Genomic DNA, 13,673 nt, shown 5'->3' on the forward strand with positions numbered 1-13,673 from the left:
TTTATTTGAAAAAAGAAACTTTATAATAAGTTTTGTTATCTGTTTCCATTAACCAAATTCCTTCTGACGAAAGTATTGAATTAAAAAACACATCATCTTTAGCCGCAATTTTATTTATATAATTTTTTAAATCTAAATTAAATGTAGTAGTTAATATGGTGTTTTCATCGCAAAATTTATTTTTATCAAGTTTAATAATTTCAAAAAGAGAATATTTTCCACCATAAGAAAAAGTTCCTTTAGACGTTTGGGAGTCAGAGTTTGCATATTTTGAATCTTCTATTTTCCCTGAACCTTTATTAACAACAAAAAAATCATTATAATGATTTGTATATGATTTTAGTCCTATAATAGAGAGCACAAGTTGATTTTCATTAGTAAATTGTTTTAAATTTATTTTTGTTTCTAGTGGTCTTTGGTCATTCTTCTGATTAAAACCTTTTTCATCAGAAACATCATAAAAATTTTCCCATATTTTCTCTCCTTTTTCAGAATACTTGTTTATGTAGAACCCTAAAGCTGATTTATAGGACAATCCATTTGAATCTTTTGCGGCTGTAATTCCATAGATATAAAATTCATTTGTTTTTGGGTCTATATAGTAATCATTTATATCTAATTCAATCGCGGCACGATAAGAACCTGGGCTTTGACTATATGAATTTACCATATTTTCAAATGTAGAATTATTATAAGTAGGCACTAAAAACCCTTTTATTGAATTATAATTATAGCTAATTTCTTTAATGAATTTACCATCTAAATCATAAATGTCTCTATATAATGTGGAAGATTTATAATCTTTATTTATACTTTTGGTTACAATTTCAAGGGTATTATTGTCATAGTATCTAGATTGAAAAGCGATTTTTTTTGGCACAGCTAGATCTTTACTTTTTAATCTATCGGTATCTATTTTTTTTAAAGAAATGGAACTTGAAGTTTGTTTTCCAATGTTAAATTTATCTAATTGTAATTCATCTTTTGTAATTTCAATACCATACGTTCTTCCATTTTGATTGCTAACGGTATAAATATAATTTTGATCAAAATAAATTATTGGTTTCATTTCTAAAGGGGTCTTTTCATAATCGAAAGAATATCTTTCAAAATCCTTAGATTTCATTTGAAATGAAGTTTTATTATTTTTAATAAAAAAATTAAGAGACAGAGTTGAGAACATACCGTCTTGCATTAATGTTCCAAAATTTTCTTCATTTAATGAATTGAAAACATAAAGAAAATTTTCTTTGTTTATTAATTCATTTGACTTTGAATTACTATCATAAATTGTTGCTTTATTAAAAATGGCATAATTCATTTTTTTCTCGCTGGATTCTTTAATAATTAACTTATTTGTGTTTTGCAAATATTTGTATTTCACAACTAGCTTATCTTTACTTAAAGCAGTATTGTAAATAGTAGTTTGAGAATTAGAATAAAGAGAAAAAAAAATCAAAAGAATTAATAATGTTTTTTTCATAATATGATTTTTTAAATTTTTAAAAGATTAGTTAAACACAAAAATAACAAACAATTATTTTTTTGGTAAAGATAAATAAAAAAAATCCCGTCTTGTTTTTTACAACGAGACGAGACTTTCTTAAATTATAATTAAGTAAAATTTAGCTTTTTGTTGGAGCAGCAGCATCAGCCGGAGCAGCTGGTAAAACAGTTCCTTTGATTGTAACTACTTTAGTTTCCTGACCGGCAGCATTTGATTTGATAGTTACGGTTTTTGTAAACGCACCCTCTCTGTCAGTCGCGTATTTTACACCAATAACTCCTTTTGCGCCGGGGGCAATTGCTCCTTCTGGTTTAGACGGTACCGTACAACCACAAGAACCTTGTGTGCTTTCAATGATTAAAGGTTTGTTTCCGTTATTAACAAAAACAAATTCTCTTTTTCCATCAGCGTTTTTAGGGATTGTTCCGTAATCAATAATTTCGTTTTCGAACAACATTCCAGGTCCGTCAACTTTTGGAGTTTCAACTTTAACTGGAGTATCAGCTTTTTTAGCAGGTTTTTTAGCAGTTTGTGCGTTGCTAGTTGCAACACCAAAAACAGTAATTGCAGCTAATAAGATAATTCGTTTCATTTTTATAGTATTTAAGTTTCTTGGGACAAATCTATTTAAAATTTTAGTTATTACGTTTTTTTTTGTCTTAAGGTTAAATTAATTTTTGTTAGGAAGGATAAATCATTCTAAAATATTTAAATTCGCTTTCACTAAAATTAAACCAAAACCATTGGCAACCAAAGAAACTTCGCCCAAGGAGACTCCTTTAATGAAACAATACAACGAGATAAAGAGAAAATATCCCGATGCGTGTTTGTTGTTTAGAGTTGGGGATTTTTATGAAACCTTTGGAGAAGATGCCATTCGGGCGTCGAAAATACTTGGAATTGTTTTAACCAAACGTGGGGCGGGTTCAGAAACTGAAACCGCTTTAGCGGGTTTTCCGCATCATTCTCTGAATACTTATTTGCCTAAATTGGTAAAAGCCGGACTTAGAGTGGCAATTTGTGATCAACTCGAAGATCCAAAACTGACTAAAACCATTGTCAAACGTGGCGTAACCGAATTAATTACGCCCGGAGTTTCGATGAACGATGAGGTTTTGCAATCAAAATCAAATAATTTCCTTGCTTCGGTTTATTTTGGCAAAAGGCAGTTAGGAATTTCGTTTCTAGATGTTTCTACAGGTGAATTTTTAACAGCACAGGGCAATGAAGAATATATTGATAAGCTGTTGCAAAATTTTAGTCCAAGTGAAATTTTAATTCAAAAAAATAATCGAAACCAATTCAAGGAAATATTTGGGGAAAGATTCAATGTCTTTTATCTGGAAGATTGGGTTTATAAAGAAGATTACGCTTTAGAAACCTTAAATAATCATTTTCAAACGAATTCTTTAAAAGGCTATGGAATCGAAGAACTTCAGGATGGAATTATTGCATCAGGTGCGATTCTATTTTATTTATCAGAAACACAGCACAATAAAGTTCAACACATTACCAATATTCAAAGAATTGCCGAAGATGCCTATGTTTGGATGGATCGATTTACCATTCGGAATTTAGAATTGTATCATAGTCACTCTCAAAATGCCGTTACACTTCTGGATGTCATTGACAAAACGCTTTCGCCAATGGGTTCAAGGTTATTGAAACGTTGGCTGGCATTACCTTTAAAGGATATTCATAAGATTAGAGGCCGCCACGAAGTAGTTTCGTATTTAAAGGTTAATTTTGAAATTCTTCAAAAAATGCAGTATCAAATCAAACAGATCTCTGATTTAGAACGTTTGATTTCGAAGGTGGCAACAGGAAAAATTTCACCACGCGAAGTTATTTATCTCAAGGAATCGTTAGATGCGATTATTCCAATAAAAGAAATTGCTTTAGAAAGTAAACAAGAAGCAGTTCGTGTTATTGGTGATAGTCTGCATGCGTGTGATTTGCTTCGTGAAAAAATAAAATCGACATTAAATCAGGAGGCGCCAGTTGCAATTGCTAAAGGAAATGCTATTGCAAGTGGTGTTCATACCGAATTAGATGAATTACGGAACATTGCTTTTTCGGGTAAAGAATTTTTAGAAGGAATTGAAAGGCGAGAATCTGAGCTAACTGGAATTTCTTCATTGAAGATTTCCTTTAATAATGTTTTTGGCTATTATATCGAAGTTCGAAATACGCATAAAGATAAAGTCCCGACTGAATGGATTAGGAAACAAACCTTGGTTAATGCCGAACGATATATTACAGAAGAATTAAAAGAATACGAAATCAAGATTCTTGGCGCGGAAGAAAAAATACATCAAATAGAAAGTCAACTTTTCGAACAATTAGTGAGTTGGATCGCAACTTATATTAAGCAAGTCCAGTTGAATGCTAATTTAATTGGACAGTTGGACTGCCTTATTTCTTTTGCTCAACTGGCCATAGAAAATGATTATGTGTGCCCTATACTTGATGAAACATTTGAATTAGAAATTACAAACGGTCGTCATCCGGTTATAGAAAAACAATTACCCGTCGGAGTTCCCTATGTCCCCAATGATGTTTTCCTGGATAGAGAAATGCAGCAAATCATAATGATTACTGGTCCAAACATGTCGGGTAAGTCCGCAATTTTGCGGCAGACTGCACTGATTGTTCTTTTGGCACAAATGGGAAGTTTTGTTCCGGCCGAAAAAGTCAGAATGGGGATTGTAGATAAAATTTTCACACGGGTAGGAGCAAGCGATAACATTTCGATGGGGGAATCTACTTTTATGGTAGAGATGAATGAAACCGCCTCGATTTTGAACAATATTTCGGAAAGAAGTTTGGTGCTCTTAGATGAAATAGGCCGCGGTACAAGCACCTATGACGGAATTTCCATAGCCTGGGCCATTGCAGAGTTTCTACATGAAAATCCTTCAAGAGCAAAAACTTTGTTTGCAACACATTATCACGAATTGAACGAAATGACTGAATTATTACCACGTATAAAGAATTATAATGTTTCAGTAAAAGAATTAAAGGATACCGTGCTTTTCATAAGAAAGCTAGTAGCTGGTGGTAGCGCGCACAGTTTTGGTATTCATGTGGCGAAAATGGCCGGAATGCCTCAAACAGTGATTCAAAAAGCACAGAAACTTTTAAAGAAATTAGAAAAAAACCATTCAAGTGAATCTCTCAGCGGGATAAAATCAACAAAAGACGAAATGCAATTAAATATCTTTAATCTTGACGATCCGCTATTGGAAGAAATAAGAGAGGATATAATCAATTTAGACATCAATACTTTTACTCCAATCGAAGCTTTGATGAAGTTAAATGAACTAAAAAGAATGTTGCAGAAAAAATAAACACGCTAATATTGTGGTCTTTCAAATGGTTAGGGTTTTACAATATTTTTTTCAAAAAAAACGTTTGTAATATTCAATTTAAATATTACATTTGCATCCGCAATACAGCATAAGTATTGCCGTTCTGATAAATAATGTGAATGCGAAAATAGCTCAGTTGGTAGAGCGCGACCTTGCCAAGGTCGAGGTCGCGGGTTCGAGCCCCGTTTTTCGCTCAAAAAAACAAACTTTCAATGGAGTCGTTTTTTAAAAACCGAAATCGTTATAAAGTATAATGCTCGGATGGTGAGTTATTTAATTAATTTTTTCTAAAAATTAAACCATCAAAAAACTATTCTGCTCGGATGGTGAAATTGGTAGACACGCTGGACTTAAAATCCAGTGAACAGCAATGTTCGTGCGGGTTCAAGTCCCGCTCTGAGTACAAAAAGCTTCAAACTATGTTTGAAGCTTTTTTGTTTATATAGTTTACTAAATAAATTTGAAACTACATAAAATAAGAAAGCCACGCTATTGCGTGGCTTTAAGTTTTTAAAAATAATTAGGTTCTAATTATTTTTTTACAGCTTCTTTAGCTTCTTCAACTTTTGCAGCAGCAGTATCAAGGGCAGCAGCAGCAGTATCGATGGCAGCAGCAGCAGCAGTGTCAACAGTTTCAACAGTAGTTGAGTCAACAGCAACTTCAGCGTTAGCATCAGCTTGTTTACAAGATACTACAGTTAATGCAGCGATAACAGCTAAACTTAAAAATACTTTTTTCATCTTACTTAATATAAAAGGTTAATTATTAATTCGAGGCAAAGATATAAATTTTTTAATAGGTTAAAATAAATTTTTAATTTTTTTTAAAAAACCTGTATTTTACTTCGGTTTTTGTTTAACAATAATTGTGCCAAAAACTTAAATTAATGTTAAATAACTACTTTTTATTATTTGTATCGAGGATTTTTAACTCTTTAATCAGATTATCAGCTCCGGCAAATTTATCAATGATGAACAAAACATACCGAATGTCTACCATAATATTTCTACAAATTTCTGGAGAATAATAAATATCACTCATAGTCCCCTCCCAAACTCTGTCAAAATTCAAACCTATCAAGTTTCCTTTAGAGTCTAATGCAGGACTTCCTGAATTTCCTCCAGTGGTGTGGTTTGTTGCTATAAAATCTAAAGGCATTTTGCCGTTTACGCCATAAATACCATACTCTTTTGCATTGTATAAATCAATAAGTTTTTTCGGAGCGTCAAACTCATAATCGCCGGGAATATATTTTTCAATTACGCCGTCTAAATAAGAGAAAGGCTCATAATAAACGGCATCATTAGGTTTATACCCTTTTATTTTCCCATAAGCCACCCGAAGCGTACTGTTCGCGTCCGGGAAATTTCTATTTTTTGGAAATAATTCTAATATCGCTTTCATGTAGGTTCTTTGCGCAGCGGTATTTTTTAAATTTATTTCGTCATATTTTGGCATTACACTTTTTAAATGTGCATCAGCAATTGCCTTTACTACTTTATATCCTTCGTCATTATTTAATTTTTCCAAAACAATTTTTGTATCACCTGTTAATAGGTCTTTGACCTTATCGAAACTTACCAGTTGTGATTTTGTAAAAACTTTGTTAGCTAAATTTTCCGCATTGATATTTTCAAAATAACTTGGTAAAAACTGTTTGGGGTATTTTTTACTATAGATACTTATTAATTCGCTAAAAACTTTTTGATCAACTGTTGGATTAAACTCACTATAAAATTCTCCCCAATTATTAATTAAGGTTGTTTTTCTATCGTCAAAAGCTTGCTCTCCCTTAGTATTATATATCTGTTCTAATTGATATAATTTATAACCAACAGAAAGAATTTCTGTATTACGGATCACAATTTCGTCAAACATGTCTTTTGCTAACGCATAGTCTTTTATTTCAGTATAATTTTTCTCGAAACCAGAAAGCAAATTTCCATATTCCGATTGCTTACCTGTCGCTATAACCTTTTCCTGAAATTGTCTTTCAAATTTTTGTTTGACACCGAGAGCTTTCGCTTTTTTCAAGCCTTTGATTTCACCTTGCCATTTTTTCCATGCATTTGCTATGGTGGCATTTTTTGCAGCATATTGGATTTTAATAGCATTATCTTTTCGCATAAAGTCATTTTGGACCTTCAACGTAATATCACGGAGTTCAATTTTGATAGGATCTGAAGTATTCATAATCTGCTCCACCGCGTAGGAAGGCAAATATTCTTGAGTTGATCCAGGATAGCCCAAAACCATCGTAAAGTCATTTTCTTTTAGACCTTTAATAGAAATTGGGAAAAAATATTTTGGTTTGTACGGAACATTTTCTGCCGAATATTCCGCCGGGCGATTATTTTTATCAGCATAAATTCTGAATAACGAGAAATCGCCGGTATGTCTAGGCCAAACCCAGTTATCGGTAACATCAGCAAATTTTCCAATCGAACTTGGAGGTGTGCCAACCAATCGAATGTCTTTAAAAGTTTCCGTTACGAAAAGCAGGTACTGATTTCCGTTGTAAAAAGTTTTAATCACATTTTCTTCCCAGTTTTCCTTTGGTAATGTTTTGGTAAGCGTTTCAATATTTTCTTTAATTTTTTTCTGTTTATCAAATTCTGAAACAATTGAATCAACACCCTCCAGCACTTTTGTTGTGACATCTTCAATTCGCACCACAAAAGAAACAACCATTCCTTTGTTCAATAATTCGTCCTCCATTTTGTATGCCCAAAATCCATCCGCTAGATAGTCGTGTTCAACAGTTGAATGATTCTGCACCGCATCATATCCGCAATGGTGATTGGTTAAAATCAAACCCTTGTCAGAAATAACAGCGGCAGTACATTTTTTATCAAACTGCGGAACGCCGTCCTTTATACTTGATTTATTGATGGAATAAATTTGCTCGGCGGTGATTTTCATGCCAAGGCTTTTCATCTCGTCTTCGTTCATTCCTTTGAGCAGCGATGGAATCCACATACCACCTTGTTGGGCAGAAACCTGAACGAAAACAAATAATAATAAAAATTTTAAAATTTTCATGATACTAATTTGAGGGATAAGTTTGTTTTATGCTAATTGTTACTGATTTGTTTCATAATAACATCAGTTGCTCCTTTATTCATTTGCACAAAAGTGGAGCAAATATGGCCTTTTTCGTGACGGATATCTTTGTTGGAGATCAAATTGGAAAAAGTGTCATTCAAATCACTTTGATTAGAAATAGAAATGCATCCTTCCTGATGAACCAAAGCCACAGCTTCGGCAAAATGAGAAAAATTTGGGCCTACAACTATCGGAATTCCAAAAGTTGCCGGTTCCAGGATATTATGAACACCGGGATTCCCAAAACCGCCGCCAACATAAGCAATATCCGCATAACTGTAAATTTTGGTTAAAATGCCAATTGTGTCAACAATTAAAATATCATAATCTGATAAATCAGCGTTTTCTTTTTCGGAAAACAAAATGGTTTTCTTCGATATTGAATTTTTCAATTCCTGAATCTGTTGGGCTTTGATATTGTGTGGTGCAATGATGAATTTCACATTCTCATTGGTTTGGTTGATGTAATTCACTAACAAATTTTCGTCTTTTGGCCACGAACTACCAACGACGATAGTGGTCGTATTGTTTTTAAATTGTTTGATGAAATCCAATGAATTATCGCGCTCCAAAATTGAAACTACGCGATCAAAACGAGTGTCTCCGGAAATTTTTACATTATTGAAACCTAACTTTTGCAACAACAATTTCGAACTTTCATTCTGAACAAAAAAATAATCAAATGTTTTCAAAGCATTCCGGTAAAAGTTGCCATACCATTTGAAAAAAGCCTGGTTTTCCCTAAAAATTCCCGAAATCAAATAGGTTTTAATTTTCTCTTTTTTCAATTCATTCAAATAGTTTGGCCAATATTCATATTTAATAAAGAAAACCAAATCAGGATGAATCAATTTTAAAAATTGCTTCGCATTATTTTTGGTGTCCAAAGGTAAATAAACAGTAACATCAGCTATAGAATTATTTTTGCGGACTTCATAACCCGAAGGTGAAAAGAACGTTACCACAATTTTGTTATTGGGAAACTGAATCTTGATTTTTTCCATCACAGGTATGCCCTGCTCAAATTCGCCTAAAGATGCAGCGTGAAACCAAATCGTTTTATCCTCAGGACTTATTTTGCCGGATAAAGTTTGAAAAACAGTCTTTCTTCCATCAACGAAGAGCTTTATTTTTGGATTGAAAAGTGCCAACAATTTCACGACCTGTGAAGCCAAAAGCATCAATATATTGTATAGAAAAAGCATCTTCAAAATTTTGTTGGGCTAAAGTACGTTTCTTTTACGGAACATGAAATTCTACTTCAGAATTTCTTACTTTTGCAACTCAAATTTGAGAATTATGAAGAAAATTCAAATGGTTGACTTAAAAAGTCAATATGAAAAAATAAAAACTACTGTTGACGCTTCTATTCAGGAAGTTTTAGACACAACAACGTATATTAACGGACCCAAAGTCCACGAATTTCAAAAAAATCTTGAGGAATATTTGGATGTAAAACATGTAATTCCTTGCGCAAATGGAACGGATGCCTTGCAGATAGCAATGATGGCATTGGGTTTAAAACCCGGCGATGAGGTTATTACGGCCGATTTTACATTTGCCGCAACAGTTGAAGTAATTGCGTTATTGCAACTAACGCCGGTTTTGGTTGATGTTGATGCGGTAAACATGAACATTTCCATTGAAGCAATAAAGAAAGCTATCACCCCAAAAACGAAAGCGATTGTACCGGTTCATTTGTTCGGAAGAGCTGCCAACATGGAAGCGATTATGCAAATTGCCAACGAACATAATTTGTATGTAATTGAAGATAATGCCCAGGCTATTGGAGCAAATTGTAAATTCACTGACGGAACAAAAAAGAAAGCGGGAACTATCGGACACGTAGCTTCAACCTCATTTTTCCCATCTAAAAACTTAGGATGTTATGGTGATGGTGGCGCAATTTTTACTAATGATGATGCTTTAGCGCATACGATCCGCGGAATCGTAAACCACGGAATGTACGTTCGTTATCATCATGATGTTGTTGGCGTAAACTCGCGTTTAGATAGTGTACAGGCCGCTGTTTTGAATGCAAAATTACCATTGTTGGATAGTTATAACCAAGCAAGACAAAATGCTGCAAGAAAATATTCAGCTGCATTTGAAGGACACAAAAACATCATAGCGCCTATGATATGTGATAATTGTGATTGTCACGTTTTTCATCAATATACACTTAGAATTATCGATGCTGATAGAAATGCATTGATGGAGCATTTATTAGCTAAAGGAATTCCGTGTGCAATTTATTACCCGATTCCGCTGCATTTACAAAAAGCATATTTAGACTCAAGATATAAGGAAGAAGATTTCCCGGTGACTAATCAATTGGTTAAAGAAGTAATTTCGTTGCCAATGCACACCGAATTAGATAACGAACAAATAAAATTTATTACGGATAGCGTTTTAGAGTTTTTGAAATAATATGAAAATACTTGTAACTGGTGGTTTAGGATTTATTGGTTCGCATACGGTTGTTGAATTGCAAAATGAAGGTTTTGAAGTCATAGCGATTGATAATCTTTCCAATTCTTCAATTGAAGTTCTTGACGGAATTGAGAAAATCACAGGCAAAAAACCAATTTTTGAAAACATTGATTTAAGAGAAAAATGCGCAGTTCAAAATTTCTTTAAAAAGTATGGTGATGTTGTCGGCGTAATTCATTTTGCTGCCTCAAAAGCAGTTGGCGAAAGTGTTGAAAATCCTCTGCTGTATTATGAAAATAACATTAATTCGTTAGTTTATATTCTACAGGAAATGGCAAATTTGTCAAAGTCTAATTTCATTTTTAGTTCATCGTGTACGGTTTACGGTCAAGCCGAAGTAATGCCGATTACCGAAGATGCTTCCGTGCAGCCGGCAAATTCCCCTTACGGAAATACCAAGCAAATAGGCGAGGAAATCATAATTGATGTTGCTAAAGTCACCAATTTAAATTCGGTTCTATTGCGTTATTTTAACCCAATTGGGGCTCATTCAAGTGCAGAAATAGGGGAGTTACCCATTGGAGTTCCACAAAATTTAGTGCCGTATATTACCCAAACTGCTTTTGGTTTGCGAAAAGAATTATCGGTTAATGGTAACGATTATCCAACGCCGGACGGAACTTGTATTCGCGATTATATTCATGTGGTCGATTTGGCGAAAGCACATGTGATAGCATTACAGCGATTATTGAATAAGCAAAATAGCGACAAAGTTGAAACATTCAATTTGGGCACAGGAAAAGGAAGTTCTGTTTTGGAAGTAATCAATGCTTTTGAAAAAGTATCAGGAAAAAAATTGCCATATAAAATTGTTAAGAGAAGAGACGGAGATGTAGTTTCCGCGTATGCCAATACAGATAAAGCGAATAAAGTTTTAGGCTGGAAGGCACAACTTTCTTTAGAAGAAGGATTGGCTTCCGCCTGGAAATGGGAACAGAAAATTAGAAATTAATTATAAAAAAAGCCCTGATTATTCAGGGCTTTTTTGTTATTTTTTTACAGTTTGTTTTAGTTTTTTTGCAGCTTGTTCCAATCTATCGGCGCTTTTTAGTTTCACACTGTCAATTCTTGAATTGGCCCTATCTTTCATTGTATCCAGTTTTGCTTCCATTTTCATTTTGGCTGAATCAATCGTTGTGGTTACTTCTTCTGTAACAGCATCTGTGGCTTCATCCAATTTTTCTTTGGTTTTGTCTTGACAGGATAGGGTTACCATAGCTGCAAAAGCAGTGGTTAAAATTATTTTCTTCATTTTTGTTATTTAAAATTAATGCTGTTTAACAATCTTTTTAGCCAATTTTGATTTGGCACTATCCACTATTAAAAAATATATTCCATCGGACAAATCCGCAATAGAGATGATTTTTTCAAATTTGTTATTTTCAATATCGGTTTTTTCAGTTTTAATAATTTGACCAATACTATTTGTCAAAGTAAATGAATAACTTCCATTCTCAATCACATCAGCCGTTATAAAAAGGTTTTCGCTAGTCGGATTGGGAAACACGCTGAAATAATCCGAAGTAGAAACATCTGAAATCCCCAAAGAATGTGTAATGGTAAAAGTTTTAGAACAAGCAACACCATTATAACTGGCTTCAAATGTATATGTACCATCAATAGTTGGTAGTAATTTTGAAAAACCATAATAGCTTATTTTGTTGTAGGTCGGAACCGTGTAATTCCAGCTATTAAATGTGGTTCCATTAGGATTTAAAATTCGCGATGCTATAACTGAACTGACTGGTAGTTCTCTCCAAAAAACATAAAATTTTGCATAACCCGGAGACAATCCCGGACCTTGAAACGGTACAACAAAAGTATCGCTTTCGTTTGGAACATCACTGTTGGGACAAGTTGCTAAAGTTATATCTGTCGGATGAACAGAAGTTTTCATGATAGCCGGATCGGTATGTGGACGTTGAGAAGCCCACCATGAATTGGCGTTTAAAACGTTACAAGCGCCAGAAAACGGGTCTTTATAAGTTGTATTTGTGCTTCCTGACCAAACTTCAAAATGAAGGTGCGGCCCAGTAGAACTGCCTGAACTTCCAACAACTCCTAATTTTTCTCCTGCCACGACAGTTTGTCCAACAGCTTTTGTGGTAACAGAACCATTTTTCATATGCCAATACAAAGCATAAGTGCCATCGGCGTGTTGAATGATAATTGAATTGGCTGTCAATGTATTTGAACCACAGTTTCTATCGAAATTGCCATCCGCTTTTTGAATAATTGTTCCTGCAGCAGCGGCTATGACTTCAATTTGATTGCTGTCCATTTTATACAAACTATAAGGCCATATGGCAATGTCAGTTCCGTGATGACCATCATAAGTATTATTGCCACAATCATAATCCTGTATCGTGGTAGTAGCCGTATTTTGATCTACATATGCACCAATAAAATGATATTCACATTGAGTAAAACCAGTCGCCCGTCTCAATGGCCAAAGTAATGAGGTAGTAAGCACGTTTCTGTTAGTCTTTTTGTCCAGTGTCAATCTTTTCAAATTATCGTCCACTTCTTTGTTTAAGACAGCACATTCTTGTGTTGTTATGCATGGATTTTGCCTGTCATTTCCGTCAAATGTAAAATTACCTCTGTCAACTTTAAATTCTGTAGTGTTGTTTTGTGCATGAAGTAGGGTTGATGCCAAAAGCAAAAAATTAAAACCTACTATATTGAAAATTTTGGAGATACTTTTCATAGTCTATATATTTAAATATCAATCAAATGTAATTAAAAAAACCTTTAATGGATTTTTTTATAGTATTATTGAGTTCTAATATATTTTCAATAATAAATTTGGATCAGGACAATTTTTAGTATAAAAATCTAGTTTAGTGGGGCTACAAACCCCTGCATAGTCTCCGAAATTATTTTCAATATCAATGATAATTTGGAAATGCAAATGTGGTGCATAATCACCATTTACAGGCGGTAATCCTAAGTTGGCAATTTGTTGTCCTTGCTTTATAACATCGCCTACTTTTTTGTCTTTCAAACTTTCTAAACTCAAATGGCCATAAAGTGTATGAAAAATATAATTTTCTAACCCGTTGGGTGTAATTATTTAAAGTAAAAATAAATTGATTAAATATTGGTCAAGATACTGAAATTCAGTATCTTGAAGTCGCAAAACAAACCAATATTCATGTCAAATATAGTTAAAAATTATTTAAGAGTTTTAGAA

The 13,673-nt window shown here is 33.5% G+C and carries 11 protein-coding genes and 2 tRNA genes; 5 read left to right on the forward strand and 8 right to left on the reverse strand.

The annotated features are described in order from the left end of the window. Nucleotide 1 precedes the first annotated feature (1 nt). Together Q0Q99_RS03665 and Q0Q99_RS03670 are read right to left on the reverse strand one after the other, a co-directional pair. A complete protein-coding gene (locus Q0Q99_RS03665; protein WP_293891606.1) occupies nucleotides 2-1,483 on the reverse strand; it encodes a hypothetical protein in 1,482 nt (493 codons plus the stop codon). A 142-nt stretch (nucleotides 1,484-1,625) separates the two neighbouring features. Continuing rightward, nucleotides 1,626-2,099 (reverse strand): DUF1573 domain-containing protein, encoded by a 474-nt coding sequence (locus Q0Q99_RS03670; protein WP_293891609.1) that lies wholly within the window; start codon nucleotides 2,097-2,099, stop codon nucleotides 1,626-1,628. A gap of 151 nt (nucleotides 2,100-2,250) precedes the next feature. Here Q0Q99_RS03670 and mutS point away from each other — a divergent pair, with 151 nt between their 5' ends. From mutS to Q0Q99_RS03685, 3 genes are all read left to right on the forward strand, one after another. Continuing rightward, nucleotides 2,251-4,857: a DNA mismatch repair protein MutS gene (gene mutS / locus Q0Q99_RS03675; protein WP_293891612.1), complete on the forward strand. Its 2,607-nt coding sequence runs from the start codon at nucleotides 2,251-2,253 to the stop codon at nucleotides 4,855-4,857. A 142-nt stretch (nucleotides 4,858-4,999) separates the two neighbouring features. Beyond that, nucleotides 5,000-5,072: transfer RNA gene (locus Q0Q99_RS03680), tRNA-Gly, on the forward strand. Nucleotides 5,073-5,195: 123 nt separating this feature from the next. After that, nucleotides 5,196-5,281, forward strand: a tRNA-Leu gene (locus tag Q0Q99_RS03685). A gap of 128 nt (nucleotides 5,282-5,409) precedes the next feature. Here the strand turns inward: Q0Q99_RS03685 and Q0Q99_RS03690 are convergent. The 3 genes from Q0Q99_RS03690 to Q0Q99_RS03700 all read right to left on the reverse strand — a co-directional run bounded on the left by Q0Q99_RS03690 (nucleotide 5,410) and on the right by Q0Q99_RS03700 (nucleotide 9,189). Next, entirely contained in the window at nucleotides 5,410-5,619 is a 210-nt protein-coding gene (locus tag Q0Q99_RS03690) for a hypothetical protein (protein ID WP_293891615.1), read from the reverse strand. 157 nt (nucleotides 5,620-5,776) lie between these two features. Then, complete coding sequence (locus Q0Q99_RS03695) at nucleotides 5,777-7,921, reverse strand: S46 family peptidase (RefSeq protein WP_293891618.1); 2,145 nt, start codon at nucleotides 7,919-7,921, stop codon at nucleotides 5,777-5,779. Nucleotides 7,922-7,953: 32 nt separating this feature from the next. After that, a complete protein-coding gene (locus Q0Q99_RS03700; protein WP_293891621.1) occupies nucleotides 7,954-9,189 on the reverse strand; it encodes a glycosyltransferase N-terminal domain-containing protein in 1,236 nt (411 codons plus the stop codon). Between the two features lie 94 nt (nucleotides 9,190-9,283). Here Q0Q99_RS03700 and Q0Q99_RS03705 point away from each other — a divergent pair, with 94 nt between their 5' ends. Together Q0Q99_RS03705 and galE are read left to right on the forward strand one after the other, a co-directional pair. After that, on the forward strand, nucleotides 9,284-10,414 hold the full coding sequence (locus Q0Q99_RS03705; protein WP_293891624.1) for a DegT/DnrJ/EryC1/StrS aminotransferase family protein: 1,131 nt from the start codon (nucleotides 9,284-9,286) through the stop codon (nucleotides 10,412-10,414). Between the two features lies 1 nt (nucleotide 10,415). Next, nucleotides 10,416-11,429 (forward strand): UDP-glucose 4-epimerase GalE, encoded by a 1,014-nt coding sequence (galE, locus tag Q0Q99_RS03710; protein ID WP_293891627.1) that lies wholly within the window; start codon nucleotides 10,416-10,418, stop codon nucleotides 11,427-11,429. 36 nt (nucleotides 11,430-11,465) lie between these two features. Here the strand turns inward: galE and Q0Q99_RS03715 are convergent, their stop codons facing one another. The 3 genes from Q0Q99_RS03715 to Q0Q99_RS03725 all read right to left on the reverse strand — a co-directional run bounded on the left by Q0Q99_RS03715 (nucleotide 11,466) and on the right by Q0Q99_RS03725 (nucleotide 13,553). Then, nucleotides 11,466-11,729, reverse strand: a complete 264-nt coding sequence (locus Q0Q99_RS03715; RefSeq protein ID WP_293891630.1) for a hypothetical protein — start codon at nucleotides 11,727-11,729, stop codon at nucleotides 11,466-11,468. A gap of 15 nt (nucleotides 11,730-11,744) precedes the next feature. After that, the gene (locus tag Q0Q99_RS03720; protein WP_293891634.1) at nucleotides 11,745-13,187 is read right to left on the reverse strand and encodes a peptidoglycan DD-metalloendopeptidase family protein; all 1,443 of its coding nucleotides are present in this window, start codon (nucleotides 13,185-13,187) and stop codon (nucleotides 11,745-11,747) included. A gap of 75 nt (nucleotides 13,188-13,262) precedes the next feature. Next, nucleotides 13,263-13,553 (reverse strand): peptidoglycan DD-metalloendopeptidase family protein, encoded by a 291-nt coding sequence (locus Q0Q99_RS03725; protein ID WP_367174971.1) that lies wholly within the window; start codon nucleotides 13,551-13,553, stop codon nucleotides 13,263-13,265. Nucleotides 13,554-13,673: the final 120 nt, after the last annotated feature.

This window comes from Flavobacterium sp., from assembly GCF_025352425.1.
In the GTDB taxonomy this organism is placed as follows: Bacteria; Bacteroidota; Bacteroidia; order Flavobacteriales; family Flavobacteriaceae; genus Flavobacterium.